At 57.8% G+C, this 17,821-nt stretch carries 16 protein-coding genes, 4 tRNA genes and 1 riboswitch; of the genes, 5 read left to right on the top strand and 15 right to left on the bottom strand.

What is annotated here, in order from left to right; genetic code table 11:
* Positions 1–272: 272 nt before the first annotated feature.
* Positions 273–349 (bottom strand) — tRNA-Arg (locus CFII64_RS09225).
* 226 nt (positions 350–575) lie between these two features.
* On the opposite strand from CFII64_RS09225, the gene CFII64_RS09230 reads away from it, so the two are divergent.
* The 3 genes from CFII64_RS09230 (at position 576) to CFII64_RS09240 (ending at position 1,893) form a co-directional block, all read left to right on the top strand.
* Entirely contained in the window at positions 576–902 is a 327-nt protein-coding gene (locus CFII64_RS09230; RefSeq protein WP_256208051.1) for a hypothetical protein, read from the top strand.
* Positions 903–926: 24 nt separating this feature from the next.
* Positions 927–1,112 carry a PA3371 family protein gene (locus CFII64_RS09235; RefSeq protein WP_020290518.1) on the top strand — a complete coding sequence of 62 codons (186 nt, stop codon included), beginning with the start codon at positions 927–929 and terminating at the stop codon, positions 1,110–1,112.
* Between the two features lie 451 nt (positions 1,113–1,563).
* Positions 1,564–1,893: an Arc family DNA-binding protein gene (locus CFII64_RS09240; protein ID WP_020290519.1), complete on the top strand. Its 330-nt coding sequence runs from the start codon at positions 1,564–1,566 to the stop codon at positions 1,891–1,893.
* A gap of 111 nt (positions 1,894–2,004) precedes the next feature.
* Here the strand turns inward: CFII64_RS09240 and mgtE are convergent, their stop codons facing one another.
* On the bottom strand, positions 2,005–3,447 hold the full coding sequence (mgtE, locus tag CFII64_RS09245; protein WP_020290520.1) for a magnesium transporter: 1,443 nt from the start codon (positions 3,445–3,447) through the stop codon (positions 2,005–2,007).
* Positions 3,448–3,769: 322 nt separating this feature from the next.
* Between mgtE and bamE the strand changes: the two genes are divergently transcribed.
* Positions 3,770–4,273 (top strand): outer membrane protein assembly factor BamE, encoded by a 504-nt coding sequence (gene bamE / locus CFII64_RS09250; RefSeq protein ID WP_020290521.1) that lies wholly within the window; start codon positions 3,770–3,772, stop codon positions 4,271–4,273.
* A gap of 41 nt (positions 4,274–4,314) precedes the next feature.
* Here bamE and CFII64_RS09255 read toward each other — a convergent pair.
* From CFII64_RS09255 to ltaE, 7 genes are all read right to left on the bottom strand, one after another.
* Positions 4,315–4,391, bottom strand: a tRNA-Arg gene (locus tag CFII64_RS09255).
* A gap of 72 nt (positions 4,392–4,463) precedes the next feature.
* Positions 4,464–4,540 (bottom strand) — tRNA-Arg (locus tag CFII64_RS09260).
* Between the two features lie 106 nt (positions 4,541–4,646).
* Positions 4,647–4,737 (bottom strand) — tRNA-Ser (locus CFII64_RS09265).
* A 62-nt stretch (positions 4,738–4,799) separates the two neighbouring features.
* The gene (csrA, locus tag CFII64_RS09270; RefSeq protein WP_020290522.1) at positions 4,800–4,988 is read right to left on the bottom strand and encodes a carbon storage regulator CsrA; all 189 of its coding nucleotides are present in this window, start codon (positions 4,986–4,988) and stop codon (positions 4,800–4,802) included.
* A gap of 169 nt (positions 4,989–5,157) precedes the next feature.
* Positions 5,158–6,390, bottom strand: coding sequence for an aspartate kinase (locus tag CFII64_RS09275; protein WP_020290523.1), 1,233 nt, complete (start codon positions 6,388–6,390; stop codon positions 5,158–5,160).
* 93 nt (positions 6,391–6,483) lie between these two features.
* Positions 6,484–9,108: an alanine--tRNA ligase gene (alaS, locus tag CFII64_RS09280; RefSeq protein ID WP_020290524.1), complete on the bottom strand. Its 2,625-nt coding sequence runs from the start codon at positions 9,106–9,108 to the stop codon at positions 6,484–6,486.
* Between the two features lie 144 nt (positions 9,109–9,252).
* Entirely contained in the window at positions 9,253–10,257 is a 1,005-nt protein-coding gene (ltaE, locus tag CFII64_RS09285; RefSeq protein ID WP_020290525.1) for a low-specificity L-threonine aldolase, read from the bottom strand.
* 194 nt (positions 10,258–10,451) lie between these two features.
* Positions 10,452–10,607, top strand: a riboswitch (FMN riboswitch).
* A 128-nt stretch (positions 10,608–10,735) separates the two neighbouring features.
* Between ltaE and CFII64_RS09290 the strand changes: the two genes are divergently transcribed.
* Positions 10,736–11,248: a 6,7-dimethyl-8-ribityllumazine synthase gene (locus CFII64_RS09290; RefSeq protein WP_020290526.1), complete on the top strand. Its 513-nt coding sequence runs from the start codon at positions 10,736–10,738 to the stop codon at positions 11,246–11,248.
* 130 nt (positions 11,249–11,378) lie between these two features.
* Here CFII64_RS09290 and astE read toward each other — a convergent pair whose 3' ends face one another.
* From astE to aruF, 6 genes are all read right to left on the bottom strand, one after another.
* Positions 11,379–12,389: a succinylglutamate desuccinylase gene (gene astE / locus CFII64_RS09295; protein WP_020290527.1), complete on the bottom strand. Its 1,011-nt coding sequence runs from the start codon at positions 12,387–12,389 to the stop codon at positions 11,379–11,381.
* 12 nt (positions 12,390–12,401) lie between these two features.
* Positions 12,402–12,692 (bottom strand): hypothetical protein, encoded by a 291-nt coding sequence (locus CFII64_RS09300; protein ID WP_020290528.1) that lies wholly within the window; start codon positions 12,690–12,692, stop codon positions 12,402–12,404.
* Between the two features lie 65 nt (positions 12,693–12,757).
* On the bottom strand, positions 12,758–14,104 hold the full coding sequence (gene astB, locus CFII64_RS09305; protein WP_020290529.1) for an N-succinylarginine dihydrolase: 1,347 nt from the start codon (positions 14,102–14,104) through the stop codon (positions 12,758–12,760).
* A 46-nt stretch (positions 14,105–14,150) separates the two neighbouring features.
* Positions 14,151–15,620, bottom strand: a complete 1,470-nt coding sequence (gene astD / locus CFII64_RS09310) for a succinylglutamate-semialdehyde dehydrogenase (protein WP_177325408.1) — start codon at positions 15,618–15,620, stop codon at positions 14,151–14,153.
* On the bottom strand, positions 15,617–16,642 hold the full coding sequence (gene astA / locus CFII64_RS09315) for an arginine N-succinyltransferase (RefSeq protein ID WP_020290531.1): 1,026 nt from the start codon (positions 16,640–16,642) through the stop codon (positions 15,617–15,619). Before astA ends, astD begins: the two co-directional genes overlap by 4 nt.
* A gap of 77 nt (positions 16,643–16,719) precedes the next feature.
* Positions 16,720–17,751, bottom strand: a complete 1,032-nt coding sequence (aruF, locus tag CFII64_RS09320) for an arginine/ornithine succinyltransferase subunit alpha (protein ID WP_020290532.1) — start codon at positions 17,749–17,751, stop codon at positions 16,720–16,722.
* Between the last annotated feature and the right edge of the window lie 70 nt (positions 17,752–17,821).

A 17,821-nucleotide genomic window follows, 5' to 3' on the forward strand; every position in this document is an offset into this window, starting at 1 on the left:
GTTGCTCGTTAGCGGGAGGCGAATTCTACAGGATTAATCTGTACCGTCAACCACCCATGCCAGATTATTTCCGCAGCTTCAAAACACGCGGATGGAGCTATCTATAGGCAGTTAAAAGCCGAGCCCAAGAGGATCCAGAGAGACCGTCAATATAGAGCCCCATCCCGGCTCCAAAACACAAAGGCCCCGACTCATGGAGTGCGGGGCCTTTGCTGGACTGAATGCGGTGAGAGCGCCCTCTGATGACGTCGAACCTGATAAAGCTATCTATATGGTGTCCCAGGGCAGGTTCGAACTGCCAACCTTCCCCTTAGGAGGGGGATGCTCTATCCAATTGAGCTACTGAGACACAATCGCCGGTCTAGTTGCAGTGCCAGCGGAACGGCGAGCATGTTAACGGCACAGCCTGAATTTGTCATGTCGTGATTGCCTGCAGACCCTGTAGGAGATACCCCGCATCCATGACCGCGAAATAACCATCATGCATTTTGCACTACCGCAAAAGGCCATCATTGCAAAACGCAATCTAGCTCGATCTAAAAAACTTTATAAGCCACTGATTTTAAAGGATTTTCATGACAAAATTTATTGGCATGCGGAATGCACTATCTAGGATAGTGGAGAACAGCCCCTTAAGAAAGTTCCGTTGGAGGTACACGAAAATGAACATCGCGCTATCAGTGTTGAACGCTGCAGCCCTGGTCGCATTGGTGACTTTTCATTTCCAGGACGACGGCTCGCAGAGCCAGTCAGTGGCCATTCAACCCCAGCCGCATCATCTGCTGCGCCAAGCACCTCAATTGGCAATCATGGCTGAGCCGCGGCACGAATCAGCGATGGTCGCCAACGAAAGCGACACGTCAGCTCAAACGACTCAAAGCAGCCCACGCTGGATTTTCTAAGAACTGCACCCAATGAGATTTACCATGTCAAAACCCGCCGCGCTGTTCATCACCCTAACGCTCATGCTGATCAGCATCGACCTATTGCTCCCGGCCAACAACGACGTCCTCAGCTATGCCGCAAGAATCGCGGGCGGAGTTTCGTTCTGCGCATTTATAGTCGCCTTAATGATGGGCCGACGCTTCAAATTTGATCCAGTGCTGCGCTAGACACTTCTGGGTCCTATATCAGGCGCTGCACCTACCCCGAACCCCTCCAGCCTCCCCCCTCCCCAGCGACACTTATCTCTGACCTACCTGCACTTGCGGAAGATTTCTGTCGTCCGTCGGCCCGCATTAGTATTTACTGCAATTGCCTCTAAGCTGAAGACAGATAGCCATCATGGCAATTGGCAGCCACGGACGACGGATGCCAGACAGATGGGCGGCAGTTTCAGTTTTTGCAGAGCCGCTCGCAATTCTGACAATCGGTGCTGGCAAATCGCCTTTATGTAGGTCAACATTTGTCACAGAATTGACGCCAAGGATCCGGCGGATTGAGGCATGATTGCGACCTCTTAAGACAATCCGGATTGAACATTTTGCCAAATTGACTGTCAGAGAATGACATCTTGCGGCGACTTGCTAGAACCGCTCTCCCCTGAACTAACCGGTTAAATATATGAGCCCTATGAAACAGGCTACTTATTCCAGCCGTACGGCTGACAAGTTCGTTGTACGCCTACCAGACGGCATGCGGAATCGTGTGCAAGAGGTAGCCAAAAATCACCATCGCAGCATGAACTCCGAGATCATTGCTCGTCTCGAACAAAGCTTGATTCAGGAAGGTGCGCTGGGCGATGAGCCAAGCCTGCGCCTTGATAGCCCTGAGCTGTCCCTGCATGAACGCGAATTGCTGCAGCGCTTTCGGCAACTTTCACACCGCCAACAGAATGCCCTTGTTTCCTTGATTGCCCATGACACTGAACTTGCTGCAGATAACGAAGCCTGACAGCAAGATCAACAAAAACCATCCGGCTCAGCGCTAGCTTTATTGTTGTAGTCTTTCTCTTTATTGCCTGTAAGACGTATTTTCAAGACAAAAAAAACCGCCGCGTGCAGATCAAAGCAGGAAGATTGTTGCCAGCCCCAGGAAAATAAAGAAACCGCCGCTATCGGTCATGGCTGTAATCATCACACTGGCCCCCATTGCCGGGTCGCGCCCCAGACGAGCCAGAGTCATGGGGATCGTGACACCCATCAGCGCAGCCAGAAGAAGGTTCAGGGTCATCGCAGCCGTCATGACCACGCCCAATGACCAGCTGCCATATAGCATGTAAGCGACGATACCGATTACACCCCCCCAGACTACGCCGTTGATCAAACCTACGACCAACTCCTTGCGCAGTAGACGCGACGTATTACCGGTACTGACCTGGTCCAGCGCCATCGCCCGCACAATCATGGTGATCGTCTGATTGCCGGAGTTTCCGCCAATCCCCGCAACAATAGGCATCAATGCAGCCAGCGCCACCAGCTTTTCAATCGAACCCTCGAACAAGCCGATTACCCGGGACGCAATGAAAGCAGTTACCAGATTGACTGCCAGCCAGGCCCAGCGGTTACGCAACGACTTCCAGACGGAGGCGAAGATATCTTCCTCCTCGCGCAGACCCGCCATGTTCAGGACTTCGGTTTCGCTTTCTTCACGAATGAGGTCAACCATTTCGTCGATGGTCAAACGGCCGATCAGCTTGCCGTTCTTGTCCACCACCGGCGATGAAATCAAGTCGTATCGCTCAAAGGCCTGCGCAGCCTCGTAGGCATCGCCGTCCGGGTGAAAACTCACCGGATCGTTAGCCATGACCTCGGATACCTGCTTTTCAGGGTCATTGACCAACAGACGCTTGATAGGCAGCACGCCCTTGAGCACACCGTCGTAATCAACCACGAACAGCTTGTCCGTGTGGCCCGGCAGCTCTTTGAGGCGACGCAGATAACGCAACACGACTTCGAGACTGACATCCTCTCGGATGGTCACCATCTCGAAGTCCATCAGGGCGCCGACTTGCTCTTCATCATAGGACAAGGCCGAACGCACGCGCTCACGCTGCTGGCTATCCAGGGCCTCCATAAGCTCATGGACAACATCGCGAGGCAGTTCGGGAGCAAGGTCGGCGAGTTCGTCGGCATCCATTTCCTTGGCCGCAGCCAACAACTCGTGATCGTCCATATCGGCGATCAGCGTTTCCCTGACGGAATCGGAAACTTCGAGGAGGATGTCGCCGTCTCGCTCAGCCTTGACCAGTTGCCAGACCGTCAGACGATCTTCAAGTGGCAGGGCTTCAAGAATATAGGCGACGTCGGCGGAGTGAAGGTCATCGAGCTTGCGTTGCAACTCGACGAGGTTCTGCCGGTGAACGAGATTTTCTACGCGGTCTTGATTCTGACCTTCCTGGCGGTGAGTCAGATCTTCAACGATACGCTGGCGCTGCAAGAGCTCGATGACTTGAGCCAGACGATCCTGCAGACTTTCCTGCGTCTTTTTTACTTCAATTTGGGTCATAGGCGAACTCCACTCCCAGCAGCGGAGCACGCCAGGAGATCAATCAGTTAATGCATGATTGTTGAAAAAAACTGTTGAATAGCTACTGGGTAAGTCCATGGAGGGATTCCACAAGCCCCGGCGGGGCTGACGCGCGCAATCATACACCGCCTGAGCGCGCTGCACGCTACAAAATTCAGCCTGGAACAAGTGCTTGCAACACAAACTTAAACAATGCGCGAGTCAATACAACCGCGACGCAACATCCGGCCAAGAAAACACGCTCGTCACCCGAGCTGCGTTTGGCTAGCCTTGGGGCCAGACTCGTCACGGAGGACGCCGTATGACCATCCAAACCCGCCAGATGCTATGCAGCGCCCTGCTCTGCCTACCGCTATCCCTGCACGCGACCATCGTGCAGCGCTGCGAAGATCCTGCCGGCAACGTCACCTACACATCGCTAGGCTGCCCAAGCGATCACGACATGCAATTACAAAACGCCTTCAACGCTTCGCCGGGAAGCAAGAGCAATACAGCACTACTCCCGCCGCGCGACCCACTATCCCGCCGACAGACCGCCACAGCCCGCCAGGAAAAACAACTGACGGTCGTAGGACAGCGCGACGACGACTGCGACAATCGCTTGAGCGCTGAACAGCGGCGCCGGGCAATTATCAATCAGCAGACTCCAGCGGGAATGACCAGGCGTGACGTCGAAAGCTTGCTGGGCAGGCCAGACAAGGTTGTGAGCCGAAATGGAGAGACTCGCTACGTCTACAACGAAAAGAAGGGCCGCAGCAGCCAGGTCACATTTGATGAGATGGGCTGCGTAAAAGGCAAACGCTAGACGGCAAAAAGCCCGCATCGAGATGCGGGCTTTTTGGTGTTTGGTGCACTCGACAGGATTCGAACCTGTGACCGCTCGGTTCGTAGCCGAGTACTCTATCCAGCTGAGCTACGAGTGCATTGGCGTTTGATAAACCAGACCACCGCTGGCTTGAAGCAAGTTATCTGCATTACTGCAAACAACCTTTAAATGGTGCACTCGACAGGATTCGAACCTGTGACCGCTCGGTTCGTAGCCGAGTACTCTATCCAGCTGAGCTACGAGTGCATTTGTTGCCGCGCATTATAGGCCGTTGAATCTTCTGGTCAAGCACTTTATCTAGTAAATTCAAACACTTACAGATGAAGCCAGAAACAACGTACTACGCAAATAATGGCGGAGAACGGGGGATTCGAACCCCCGACACCCTTTTGAGGTGTACTCCCTTAGCAGGGGAGCGCCTTCGGCCACTCGGCCAGCTCTCCGCAACACGGGGCGTATAATAACCACCCTTTTCCCCGTTTGCAAACCAAAAATTCAATAAAAATTAATGGCTTGGTTCCTGGTCCTTCTCTTTCTTGATACGCAGGTAAATCTCTTCACGGTGAACAGCGACTTCCTTGGGCGCGTTGACACCAATTCGCACCTGATTACCTTTGACGCCGAGCACGGTCACGGTAATTTCGCCATCACCAATGATCAGGCTCTCTGCGCATCGACGAGTCAGAATCAGCATACCTTTCTCCTCACGCATTACATTCAGGGACAACAGTCGTCAGAACCGGCAGGCCGCATCGGCGTTCAAGCTGGTGCAGTCTGAGTATTGACCAGCGCAAAGAAAAGAACAGGCTTTGCGCCATCAATAAAACAAAAGGCGCGGTCAAACCGCGCCTTTTGACCATGCTTCACTCACCCTGTCGGGGCGCATCCAGCTCAAACGCAGTGTGGAGGGCACGTACTGCCAACTCCAGATACTTCTCTTCGATCACGACGGAAACCTTGATTTCCGACGTCGAGATCATCTGGATGTTGATGCTCTCTTTCGCCAACGCTTCGAACATGCGACTGGCGACTCCGGCGTGCGAACGCATACCGACGCCGACAATCGACACCTTGGCAATCTTGGTGTCGCCCGAAACCTCACGCGCGCCAATTTCGCTGGCGGTGGTTTCAAGCACCTGCAGGGCCGCCTGGTAGTCATTGCGGTGAACGGTGAAGGTGAAATCGGTGGTGTTATCGTGCGCCACGTTCTGCACGATCATATCGACTTCGATATTCGCGCCACTGATCGGCCCGAGAATCTTGAAGGCCACGCCTGGCGTGTCTGGCACACCACGGATGGTCAGCTTGGCTTCATCGCGATTGAAAGCGATGCCGGAAATGATCGGCTGTTCCATGGATTCCTCTTCATCAATGGTAATGAGGGTGCCCGGCCCCTCCTTGAAGCTGTGCAATACGCGCAGCGGAACGTTGTACTTGCCGGCAAACTCGACAGCGCGGATTTGCAGCACCTTGGAACCGAGGCTGGCCATTTCCAGCATCTCTTCGAAGGTGATCTTGTCCAGGCGTTGAGCTTGCGACACCACTCGCGGGTCAGTGGTATAGACGCCATCGACGTCGGTATAGATCTGGCACTCATCAGCCTTGAGCGCTGCGGCCAGCGCCACGCCAGTGGTGTCCGAGCCGCCACGACCCAGGGTCGTGATATTGCCGTTCTCATCGACGCCCTGGAAACCGGCGACGACCACCACACGACCGGCCTTCAGGTCAGCGCGAATTTTCTGATCGTCTATCTGCAGGATACGCGCCTTGTTGTGCGCGCTGTCCGTCAGGATACGAACCTGATTACCGGTATAGGAAACCGCTGGCACGCCACGCTTGATCAAGGCCATGGCCAGCAACGCGATGGTGACCTGTTCGCCTGTGGAAACGATCACATCCAGTTCACGAGGAACCGGCTGATCACTGATCTGCCTGGCCAGTTCAATAAGACGATTGGTCTCACCGCTCATGGCCGACAGCACCACGACCAGGTCATCGCCTGCTTCGCGGAATTTTTTGACTTTGTCAGCGACCTGCTCGATGCGCTCAACGGAGCCTACCGAGGTGCCTCCAAATTTTTGTACGATTAAAGCCATCTCAAAGCCGCCTCAGCCCATTAAGGGCGCCCATTAAACGTTCAAACCCAAGCGCCAAGGCCTGCTGCCGAGCAACAGGCCTGGAAGGTCGACTTAAATACCCTGCTCGACAAAAGGAACCGTCAGCGCCAGCGCTGCATCCAGCGCGCTCGCATCGACGCCGCCGCCTTGAGCCATATCAGGACGACCGCCACCTTTACCACCCACGGCAGCGGCCGCTTGCTTCATCAAATCACCGGCTTTGAGTTGGCCAGTCAGGTCCTTGGTCACGCCTGCAACCAGTACGACCTTGTCTTCATGAACACCGCCGAGCAGGATCACTGCGCGGCCGAGCTTGTTCTTCAACTGATCGACAAGCGCCAGCAGCGCCTTGCCATCCTGACCGTCCAGGCGCACGGCCAGTACTTTCACGCCTTTGACGTCCAGTGCGGCAGACGACAGATCGTCACCCGCAGCGCTGGCTGCCTTGGCCTGCAATTGTTCCAGCTGTTTTTCCAGCAGACGATTGCGCTCCAGCACAGCCGCAAGCTTGTCCAGCAGGTTGTCGCGATTGCCCTTGATCAGGGTCGCGGCTTCCTTGAGTTGATCTTCGGCCGAATTAAGGTAGGCCAGGGCCGCAGCGCCGGTTACTGCCTCGATACGCCGTATGCCGGCAGCAACACCGCCTTCGCTGACGATCTTGAACACAGCAATGTCGCCGGTGCGTTCGGCGTGAATGCCACCGCACAGCTCGACGGAGAAATCACCGCCCATGCTCAGAACCCGCACGCTATCGCCGTATTTCTCGCCGAACAGCGCCATGGCGCCTTTCTGTTTGGCGGTTTCGATATCGGTTTCAATCGTCTCCACAGCGGTGTTCTTGCGCACCTGCTCGTTGACGATTTCCTCCAGGGCTTTGAGTTGCTCCGGCTTGATCGCTTCAAAGTGACTGAAGTCGAAGCGCAGACGCTGACTGTTGACCAGGGAACCCTTCTGGGTCACATGCTCGCCGAGCACCTGACGCAATGCAGCGTGCAGCAAGTGCGTCGCCGAGTGGTTCAGCGACGTGGCATGGCGAACGTCGGCCTCCACTTCAGCATTCACCGCTACGCCGACCTTCAGGCTGCCAGCCGCCACCACGCCGTGATGCAGGAACGCGCCACCGGTCTTGGTGGTGTCACGCACGTCGAAACGCACGTCGCCCGCCTGAATGAAACCGCAATCGCCGATCTGACCACCGGATTCGGCATAAAAAGGCGTGGTATCAAGGATCACAACGCCCTCTTCACCTTCGCCCAACTGATCAACCGCCTTGCCGTCCTTATAAAGGGCAACAACGTTGGCATCACTGCGGGTGGCTTTGTAGCCGATGAAGTTAGTCGCGACGTCAACCTTGACCAGACTGTTGTAGTCCATGCCGAACGAACTGGCCGAACGGGCGCGCACGCGCTGGGCATCCATCTCGCGCTCGAAACCTTCCTCATCGAGGGTCAGGTTGCGTTCGCGAGCGATGTCGCCGGTCAGGTCCATCGGAAAACCGTAGGTGTCGTAGAGCTTGAACACCACGTCACCGGGAACCACGGTGCCTTTGAGCTCAGTCAGATCCTGTTCGAGGATTTTCAGGCCCTGTTCGAGGGTCTTGGCGAATTGCTCCTCTTCCGCTTTGAGCACGCGTTCAATGTGCGCCTGCTGCTGGGTCAGTTCCGGGAAGGCAGTACCCATCTCGGCAACCAGCGCGGCAACGATCTGATAGAAGAAGCTGCCCTTGGCGCCCAGCTTGTTGCCGTGACGGCAGGCGCGACGAATGATGCGGCGCAACACGTAGCCGCGACCTTCGCTGGACGGCAGCACGCCATCGGCGATCAGGAAACTGCAGGAACGAATGTGGTCAGCCACGACTTTCAGCGAAGCCTGGTTGTCATTGGTGCAGCCGATGGCCTTGGCCGCAGCGGTCAGCAGGCTCTGGAACAGGTCGATCTCGTAGTTCGAGTTCACGTGCTGCAAAACGGCGCTGACTCGTTCCAGGCCCATGCCGGTATCCACCGACGGCGCTGGCAACGGGTGCAACACGCCATCGGCGGTGCGGTTGAACTGCATGAACACGTTGTTCCAGATTTCGATGTAACGGTCGCCGTCTTCTTCCGGCGAGCCTGGCGGGCCACCCCAGATGTCGGCGCCGTGGTCAAAGAAAATCTCGGTGCATGGGCCGCACGGGCCGGTATCACCCATGGTCCAGAAGTTGTCCGAGGCGTATGGCGCGCCCTTGTTGTCGCCGATACGGACCATGCGCTCGGCAGGCACGCCGATTTCCTTGGTCCAGATATCGTAGGCTTCATCATCGGTGGCATAGACCGTGACCCAGAGTTTTTCCTTGGGCAGGTTCAGCCATTTGTCCGAGGTCAGGAACGTCCAGGCGTAGGTGATGGCGTCACGCTTGAAATAATCGCCAAAACTGAAGTTGCCGAGCATTTCGAAAAAAGTGTGGTGACGCGCGGTATAACCGACGTTGTCCAGGTCGTTGTGCTTACCACCGGCGCGCACGCACTTCTGGCTGCTTACGGCACGGGTATAGGCCCGTTTTTCCTGGCCCAGGAAGCAATCCTTGAACTGGTTCATACCCGCGTTGGTGAACAGCAGGGTTGGGTCATTGCCCGGGATCAAAGAGCTGGAGGCAACACGTGTGTGGCCCTGCTCTTCGAAGAAGCCCAGGAAGGCTTCACGGATTTCTGCGCTTTTCATAGGTTCTTCCACGGAGACTGCGGCCAGAGGCAAGTGCAAAACGTCAATTGACGTAGCGACGGCAAAGGGCCGCATTATATAGGCGTTGCGTCGTCGGTACAGCGTGTTTGTTCGATAGAAACAAGCTACTGGACTATCGGCACCTCAAGTACGAGAAAACTCGGCGAACGTGGCGATGACTTGTTCGATCTGGCTACGGGAAACATTCAGGTGCGTGACCATGCGCAGGCGCGGTGCGGCGCTCAGCCGGATGCCACGCTCGGCGCAGAACGTCTTCAGCGACTCGGACCGATTATCAATCTGCACATAGACCATATTGGTCTGCACCGGCTCCACCTGATACCCCAGATCAGCCAGCCCCCGGGCCAGCAACCCGGCATTGGCATGATCGTCCGCCAGACGCTCGACCTGATTATCCAGCGCATACATCCCTGCCGCTGCGAGCATTCCCGCCTGACGCATGCCGCCACCGACCATCTTGCGCAGGCGCCGCGCCTTGCCGATCAATTCCCGCGAGCCGCACAGCACCGAGCCGACGGGCGCGCCGAGGCCTTTGGACAGACACACCGACACCGAATCGAAATGCTGGGTGATTTCCCGCGCACCAACGCCCAGCTTGACCGCTGCGTTGTAAAGACGCGCGCCATCGAGATGCAGCGCAAGGCCCTGTTCCTGCGTCAGCTTGCGGGCGGCTGCCAGATAAGCCAGCGACAGCACTTTGCCTTGCATGGTGTTTTCCAGAGCCAGCAAACGCGTGCGGGCAAAGTGAAAGTCGTCCGGCTTGATAGTCGCCAGCACCTGCCCCAGATCCAGCGAGCCATCGGCCTGAACTTCAAGCGGCTGAGGCTGGATGGAGCCCAGAACCGCAGCGCCGCCGCCTTCATACTTATAAGTGTGAGCTTGTTGACCCACGATGTACTCGTCGCCACGCTCGCAATGCGCCATCAATCCCAGCAGATTGCTCATGGTGCCGGAAGGCACGAACAAAGCGGCGGCGAAATCCAGCTCTTCGGCAAGCCGCGCTTCCAGAATGTTGACGCTTGGATCTTCGCCATACACATCGTCACCCAACGGTGCTTGCGCCATCGCGGCCAGCATACCGGTGGTTGGCTGAGTAACTGTGTCGCTGCGCAGATCGATGACCGTCACGTGAAGCTCCTTGGGAACGAATTCGGGTTTGAAACAAGGTATTACTAAGGCCATCGAGCGAGATAATCAAGGCGGCGCAGCGCCAATGCATCAATTCGTTATAAGAAAAACGCAGCACTACCCGACTAAAGCGTTTATGCATATTTCAGAAACTGTGATAAAAACTGCCCGCCGACAAATTATTGCTGTCGGCAAAACGTTCTCAGGGCGGGGTGCGATTCCCCACCGGCGGTAATGACGCGCAATGCGTTTAGCCCGCGAGCGCTTGCACTGCCAAAGCGGTGCAAGGTCAGCAGACCCGGTTGGATTCCGGGGCCGACGGTCATAGTCCGGATGAAGAGAGAACGGGATTGGCAGCACAGGACCGTCCGTACAGCAATGCCATGAACTCAATCGTTCTGGCGAAGTGTGTTCGTACCCCTTGAATCCCTTTCGATCCAAAGCGCCCTGTTTTTTTCACAAACAGGAGACAGAACACATGCAACCCACCGCTATCGACAGCAAAAGCAAAAACCATTCGAACGAACGTATCGCGTTTATTCAGGCCTGCTGGCACAAAGATATTGTCGACCAGAGCCGCATTGGCTTTGTCGCTGAAATGGCCACTCATGGCTACACCGAAGCCGATATCGATTTCTTCGAAGTCGGCGGTGCGTTTGAAATTCCTCTGCATGCCAAGGTTCTGGCCAATAGCGGTCGCTATGCGGGCATCGTCGGTGCCGCGCTGGTGGTTGACGGCGGCATCTACCGCCATGACTTCGTCGCTCAATCGGTGGTCAGCGCCTTGATGCAAGTGCAGCTGGAAACCGAAGTACCGGTATTTTCGGTGGTACTGACGCCGCATCACTTCCATGCGGGTGAAGAACATCAGAAGTTCTTCTTCGAGCATTTCCTGCACAAAGGCCAGGAAGCGGCGAAAACCTGCGCGGATACCGTGAACAAACTGCGCGACCTGCGCCGTGGCCTGACCTTGCAGAAGGCCGCAGGCTAAATAGCGGAAACTCCGTAGGACCGGCTTTAGCCGGGAGGGTACCTGACGCCTTCGCGACTAAAGTCGCTCCTACGCCTCGTACAGCCGATTCGCCGGCAAGCCTGACTCCAACGGAGCGCCGACGAAGCGCCTACATGCCCAACCCATCAGCCGTCGTCGGCACGATCAATATGCCCGCCCTCAGGCCGTTCTTGACCTTGGGATTGGGGAAGATGATGCGCGCGCCCTGCTCCTCGACGATCCAGCGTGAATCGGCCAGATCTTCAGCCAGCACATAGCCTTTCTCCAGTTCGGAAAAGTTTTCCACGTCGACCGGCAAGTGCAGCCGGAACGCATCGCTGTGCTTGATGATTTCCCGGGCCACGCTGAACAGCTGCAAACCGTCCAGGCTTTCTTCATCCTCGGTTTCGCTGCCATCGATGATCTGCACCAGCCTTGTGTGCAAAGGCCTGATGTTGACCTGCTGGTTCTGCCCGAATGGCCGGGCTTTGCCCAGTTCCAGCGTGAAAGACTCAGCACCGAGCTTGTCGTAGGTATAAGAGCTGAACACGATGGAAGGCTTGTTCTGCAACAGCACCGCGTCCATGCCCGCTGCGCGCAGCCGCGCCAGCTCACGGCGGGAATGCTGGCGACCTTCTTTCCAGGGGTACAGCGCGAACTGCTCGATCTTCGAGCCTCGGATCGCGGTGTGCAGGTCGTAATGCAGGCGATAGCGGTCCGGCAGGCTGAAAAACGTATCGGCCAGCCGCTCCAGCTCGCAGGCACGCAGCGCTTCCGGGCCACCACTGAGTTCGTGACGGCCGTTGAACAGCCGGTTGACGTCCTGTTCGACGTAACGCTCGCCGCGACGAATCGCTTCGGGGTTGCCAAACAGGAAAAGAATTCGGGCGCGTGGCTTGAGTTCGTTGCGCGCAATGCTGTGGATCAGTTCGTCCAGCAGCTCAATGGGCGCGGTTTCGTTGCCATGGATACCGGCGGATAACAGCAGGTCTGTGCCGTTATCCCGGTCCTGCGGCGGCCGAACTTCCAGCGCCCCTTCGCTCAGCCAGCGCAAACGCACGCCGCCGACAGTCGTTTGAGTCTTTTCCGCTGGTTCACGTCCAGCCAGGGTCAGTTCAAGCAGTTTGCCGAGGGCGAGCATTGGCGGTGTTCCTTAGTGATCGTGATTGCAGTCCGGACCGTGGACGTGCTCTTCGTCGTCGCCAACTTCCGCTGGCTCCATTTCCAGTTGCAGGCTGACCAGATTGGTGGCCAATGGACGCAGCAACAGGTTGGCGTATTCGGCATCGCCTTCTTCGACGTCAACGCCGATCAGCAACTGGCCGCGGCCATCATGCTGGATCCACAATTCCTTGCCCTGCCACATGACAGCGACGCGGGTGCAGGAAGTTTCCAGCTGGGTGCCATCGGTGTCTTCAAGGATCAACTGCAGGGTGTCGCTCATAATCGAATTCTCTATAGAGAGGAAAAATCCGGCGCCCGACGTCTTGCATCAGACGCGCCTCGGGATCAAACACGTTGGAAAGGATAGACCGAGCCCAGTTTAAGGATCTGGGTCAATTCATCCAGTGCCGCACGACATTCAAGCAACAGTTGCGGATCGGCCAGATCGGTTTCGCGCATGCGATCGCGATAATGCTTATCGACCCACTCCGTCAGCGTGGCGTACAGCGGCGCCGTCATGATAACCCCTGGGTTGACCGCCGCCAGCTCGGTTTCGTTGAGCGCAACGCGCAAACGCAGGCATGCCGGACCGCCGCCGTTTTGCATACTTTGCTTGAGATCGAAGACTTTCACTTCAGCCACCGGGTTCGCACCGGCAATCAGGCCCTGCAAATAGCGCCAGACCCGCTCGTTGCCACGACACTCTTCCGGCACGATCAGCAGCATTGAGCCGTCAGCACGGGACAGCAGCTGACTGTTGAACAGGTACGAGCGCACTGCGTCTTCGACCGTCACTTCGGCGCGGGGCACACAAATCGCACGCAGCTGGCCACCGCAAGCGGCCAGTTTTTCCTGCAGTTCGGCGAGCATGCTCTCGGTGTGGATGAACGCATCCTCGTGATAGAACAGCACTTCGCCATTGCCGACCGCGATCACATCGTTGTGGAACACACCTTGATCGATGACCGACGGATTCTGTTGGCCATAGACGACTCCGCTGTCGCTCAGACCATGCAGACGCGCCACGGCTTGCGAGGCTTCCAGTGTTTGTCGGGCCGGATACTTCTGCGGCGCGGGATAGCGGGTATCGAACGCGCTGCGGCCAAACACAAAGAACTCGACCCCGGCTTCACCGTAATCACGGCACAGACGGGTATGGTTGGCTGCGCCTTCATCGCCAAACTGAGCTACCGCAGGCAAGGCGGCGTGATGGGCAAAGTGTTGCTGATTGGCGAACATCGCCCCGAGTACACGACTCGTCGTCGGGTGTTCAATGCTGCGGTGATATTTGCAGTTGAGGTTGGCGGCCGTGAAATGCACGCGACCATCGGCCGTGTCGGCGCTCGGGCTGACCGTTGCAGCGTTGGCGACCCACATGCTCGAAGCGGAGCAGCTGGCGACCAGCAAGGGCATGGCCTGCTTCGCGGCTTGCTCGATCACTTGCGCATCGCTGCCGCTGAAACCCAGCTTGCGCAGGCCGGCAACATCCGGGCGTTCCTGCGGGGCCAGTACGCCTTGGGTAAAACCCATTTCCATCAGCGCTTTCATTTTCGCCAGGCCCTGCAACGCCGCTTCACGCGGGTTCGAGGACTGCTGGCTGTTGCTCTGGGACGCGACGTTGCCGTAGGACAGTCCACCGTAGTTGTGGGTCGGCCCTACCAGGCCGTCAAAATTGACTTCGTACGATTTCATCGGCACGGCTCCGTGGATCTATTTCTATAGGCGTCAGGTCGGCACATCAGGAAAGCCGCACGCCCGGCGTCAGGGTTGCAGGCAAGGTCAGGCTGCTGCTTTCCAGCGAAGCCACCGGATAGGCGCAATAATCGGCCGCGTAATAGGCGCTGGCACGATGATTACCCGAGGCGCCGACGCCGCCGAATGGCGCACTGCTCGCTGCGCCGGTCAATTGTTTGTTCCAGTTGACGATGCCCGCCCGGCTTTGCAGCCAGAACTGCCGGTAACGGCTTTCCGAATCGGACAACAGGCCTGCGGCCAATCCATATTCGGTGTCGTTGGCTTCGGCAATGGCCGCGTCGAAATCAGTGTAGCGACTGACTTGCAGCAGTGGCCCGAACAGCTCTTCATCAAGGCGATCGCTGACTTCAGTGACTTCGAGAATGCCCGGTGTCAGCAAGGCTGCCGAAGTCTGCGGTTGGGTCATTTCCAGCAGCGCTACCGCGCCATTGGCCAGCAGTTGTTCTTGCGCGGCCAACAAGGCCTGGGCGGCATGCAGGGAAATTACCGAACCCATGAACGGCGCAGGCTGTTGGTCGAAGGCACCGACTTCAATCGTGCGCGTGACTTCAACCAGGCGCTCGATGAAGGCATCGCCCCACTTGCCTTGCGGCACCAGCAAACGACGGGCGCAGGTGCAGCGCTGGCCGGCCGAAATGAATGCCGACTGGATAACGGTGTACACCGCTGCTTCGACATCAGCGACCTGATCCACCACCAGCGGGTTATTGCCGCCCATTTCCAGGGCCAGAATCTTGTCCGGGCGTCCGGCGAATTGTTGATGCAGCGCGTTGCCGGTGCGGCTGGAACCGGTGAAGAACAAACCGTCGATGCCGCAGTTGGCTGCCAGCGCGATACCGGTTTCACGGCCGCCTTGCAGCAGATTCAGCACGCCCGCAGGCAAGCCGGCGTCGATCCAGCATTTGACGGTCAGCTCGGCGACTTTCGGCGTCAGTTCGCTGGGTTTGAACAGCACGCTGTTGCCCGCCAGCAAGGCCGGAACGATATGGCCGTTGGGCAGATGCCCAGGAAAATTGTAAGGCCCGAACACCGCGACCACGCCGTGGGGTTTGTGGCGCAGCACGGCCGTGGCGTCGCCCAGCGGGCCGCTCTTCTTACCGGTCCGCTCACGGTAGCTCTGCACGGAAATCGCGATCTTGTTGACCATGCTGGTCACTTCGGTTGCGGATTCCCAAAGCGGCTTGCCGGTTTCTTCGCCAATGCACCGGGCCAGGGCGTCGGCGTTGTTTTTCAGGCTGGCGGCGAACGCTTCCAGCACGCTGATGCGCTCGTCCAGCGAACGGCTGGCCCAGGCTGGAAACGCCTGACGCGCTGCGCGCACTGCGACGTCTACCTGCGCGGCCGACGCGCCTTGTCCGGACCACAAGACTTGCTGGGTCACCGGATTGAGAGATTCGAATGCTTCGCCCTGCCCGGCCTGCCAGGCGCCAGCGATATACAGTGTGCTCATCAGATTGCCTCCCGGGCTGCGGACAACGGCACGGCGCGAACCTGATCACCCGCACTGAGGCGCAGGCGCTTGGCCGTCATCGGGTCGACCACCAATGTGCCAGCAGCCAGACGCGCTGCAGCCGCGGTGATTCGGCAGCCTTCACGTTTGCGGTTGTGGATAAGAAATGGCGTCGCGTCGTCACCCGGCGTGCCGATGGCCAGCACCAGCGCCTGGCTGTCGCGTACGGCGCGGATCTTCGCGGTCTCGCACTCAATGGCGGGACCCGCATCGAAAATATCGACGTAACCCTGATAGCTGAAGCCTTCGCTCTTGAGCATGGCCAGCGCCGGTTCGGTATCGGCGTGGACGCGGCCAATAATGTTGCGCGCGTCTTCAGAGAGAAAGCAGGTGTAAAGCGGGAACTTGGGCATCAATTCGGCGATGAAAGCCTTGTTGCCCACGCCGGTCAGGTAATCGGCCTGGCTGAACTCCATCTTGAAAAAGTGCCGACCCAGGCTCTCCCAGAACGGCGAGTGACCTTCTTCGTCGGACATGCCACGCATTTCGGCAATGATCTTTTTGCCGAACAACTGCGGGAATTCGGCGATGAACAGCATGCGCGCCTTGGCCAGCAAGCGACCATTGAGGCCGGTGCGCGAGTCACTGCGCAGAAACAGCGAACACAGCTCAGAGTTACCGGTGAGGTCATTGGCCAGGAACAAGGTCGGAATTTCCCGATAGATGTTCAGTTCCTGAGAAGCGCTGACAGTAAGGCCGACCCGATAGTTGTACCAGGGCTCGCGCAGGCCGACCGCACCGGCAATCGCCGAAATCCCGACAACTTGCCCGTCGTCATCTTCGAGCACGAACAGGTAATCGGCATCGCCACGCTCGGCTTCGCCACGGAAGGTTTTTTCCGCCCAGCCGACCCGATGCGCCAGGCGTTCTTCGTTGGCAGGCAAAGTCGTCAGGCCAGCGCCTGTGCTACGCGCCAACTCGATCAACGCCGGCAGGTCACTGCTGCTTACGGGACGAACGATCATGCTATCTCCTCAGCGCGGATTCCTCGAAGGAGCCCGCGAAACTCGCTAAACCTGCAATCCAGAATCAATCGGCTGTCTCAGACCGCCACGATGCGCACGCTGGCGCCTTCACCGACGCCTAGGGCATCGGCGGCTTCCAGACTCAACAACACCGGTTTGCCGGGCGCCCAGTCCAGTTCCAGCAAGACGGCGCGGTAATCCTGCAACAGGCCGTTAGCTACCAGATACAACCGGCCGCCAGTGCCCGCGTCGGCGGACTTGCTCTGGTCGACTTTGACCGGAACCAGTCGGCTCTGGGCAATGGAGCGAATCCCCGAGACTCGCGCATGCAGGGTTGGCCCGCCGTCGAAGATGTCGATGTAATGGTCGGTCTCGAAGCCTTCGCGCATCAGGATGTCGAAGGTGATTTGCGCTCGCGGATGCACCTGGCCCATGGCTTCCTGGGCGGCGTCCGGCAGCAGCGGCACGTAGATCGGATAGTGCGGCATCAATTCGGCGAGGAACGTCCGGCTTTTCAGGCCACACAGGCGCTCGGCAGCAGCGTAATTCAGGTCGAAAAAATTACGGCCGATAGCATCCCAGAACGGCGAATCGCCGTTTTCATCGCTGTAACCAACGATCTCGGTGACCACGGAATCGGCAAAGCGCTCCGGATGGCTGGCGACGAACAACAGGCGGCCACGGGAATTGAGCTCCGACCATGCGCTGCCCACCAGTTCCGGGACCACGTAGAAGCTGGTCAGCAGGCTGTTGCCAGTCAGGTCATGGCATTGGGAAAGCACGTGAATCTTGTTGTGGATCTTCAGTTCCCGGGAAGCGTGAACAAAGGTCTCGTTGCGAAAGCTGTAGAAAGGTTCGGAATAGCCCGCCGAGGCGACGATGCCCGAGCAGCCAACCAGACGTCCGGTTTCGCTGTCTTCGAGGACGAAGAAGTAGCTTTCCTCGCCATTGAAGCTGACTTCGGCCGAGAACGACGCTTCTGAAGCGCTGATCTTGTCGCTGAGACGGCCAGCATCGTCGGGCAGGGACGTGACACCGATCGGGCTGTCGGCGGCGAGGCGTTGGACCTCGGCCAGATCAGCCATTTGCGCGGGGCGCATCACGAGCATGGTGCCACTCCTTACCAGAAATAACGGCCGGACACTTCCGGCACAGAAAAAAAGCGCCCTGTGAATCGTA

The organism is Pseudomonas sp. CFII64 (assembly GCF_000416235.1).
Classification (GTDB): domain Bacteria; phylum Pseudomonadota; class Gammaproteobacteria; order Pseudomonadales; family Pseudomonadaceae; genus Aquipseudomonas.

Excerpts from the sequence above, each read along its gene's own strand:
- CFII64_RS09230 (WP_256208051.1), top strand. The coding sequence starts at position 576 with ATGACAAAATTTATTGGCATGCGGAATGCACTATCTAGGATAGTGGAG.
- CFII64_RS09235 (WP_020290518.1), top strand. The coding sequence starts at position 927 with ATGTCAAAACCCGCCGCGCTGTTCATCACCCTAACGCTCATGCTGATC.
- CFII64_RS09240 (WP_020290519.1), top strand. The coding sequence starts at position 1,564 with ATGAGCCCTATGAAACAGGCTACTTATTCCAGCCGTACGGCTGACAAG.
- mgtE (WP_020290520.1), bottom strand. The coding sequence starts at position 3,447 with ATGACCCAAATTGAAGTAAAAAAGACGCAGGAAAGTCTGCAGGATCGT.
- bamE (WP_020290521.1), top strand. The coding sequence starts at position 3,770 with ATGACCATCCAAACCCGCCAGATGCTATGCAGCGCCCTGCTCTGCCTA.
- csrA (WP_020290522.1), bottom strand. The coding sequence starts at position 4,988 with ATGCTGATTCTGACTCGTCGATGCGCAGAGAGCCTGATCATTGGTGAT.
- CFII64_RS09275 (WP_020290523.1), bottom strand. The coding sequence starts at position 6,390 with ATGGCTTTAATCGTACAAAAATTTGGAGGCACCTCGGTAGGCTCCGTT.
- alaS (WP_020290524.1), bottom strand. The coding sequence starts at position 9,108 with ATGAAAAGCGCAGAAATCCGTGAAGCCTTCCTGGGCTTCTTCGAAGAG.
- CFII64_RS09290 (WP_020290526.1), top strand. The coding sequence starts at position 10,736 with ATGCAACCCACCGCTATCGACAGCAAAAGCAAAAACCATTCGAACGAA.
- astE (WP_020290527.1), bottom strand. The coding sequence starts at position 12,389 with ATGCTCGCCCTCGGCAAACTGCTTGAACTGACCCTGGCTGGACGTGAA.
- CFII64_RS09300 (WP_020290528.1), bottom strand. The coding sequence starts at position 12,692 with ATGAGCGACACCCTGCAGTTGATCCTTGAAGACACCGATGGCACCCAG.
- astB (WP_020290529.1), bottom strand. The coding sequence starts at position 14,104 with ATGAAATCGTACGAAGTCAATTTTGACGGCCTGGTAGGGCCGACCCAC.
- astA (WP_020290531.1), bottom strand. The coding sequence starts at position 16,642 with ATGATCGTTCGTCCCGTAAGCAGCAGTGACCTGCCGGCGTTGATCGAG.
- aruF (WP_020290532.1), bottom strand. The coding sequence starts at position 17,751 with ATGCTCGTGATGCGCCCCGCGCAAATGGCTGATCTGGCCGAGGTCCAA.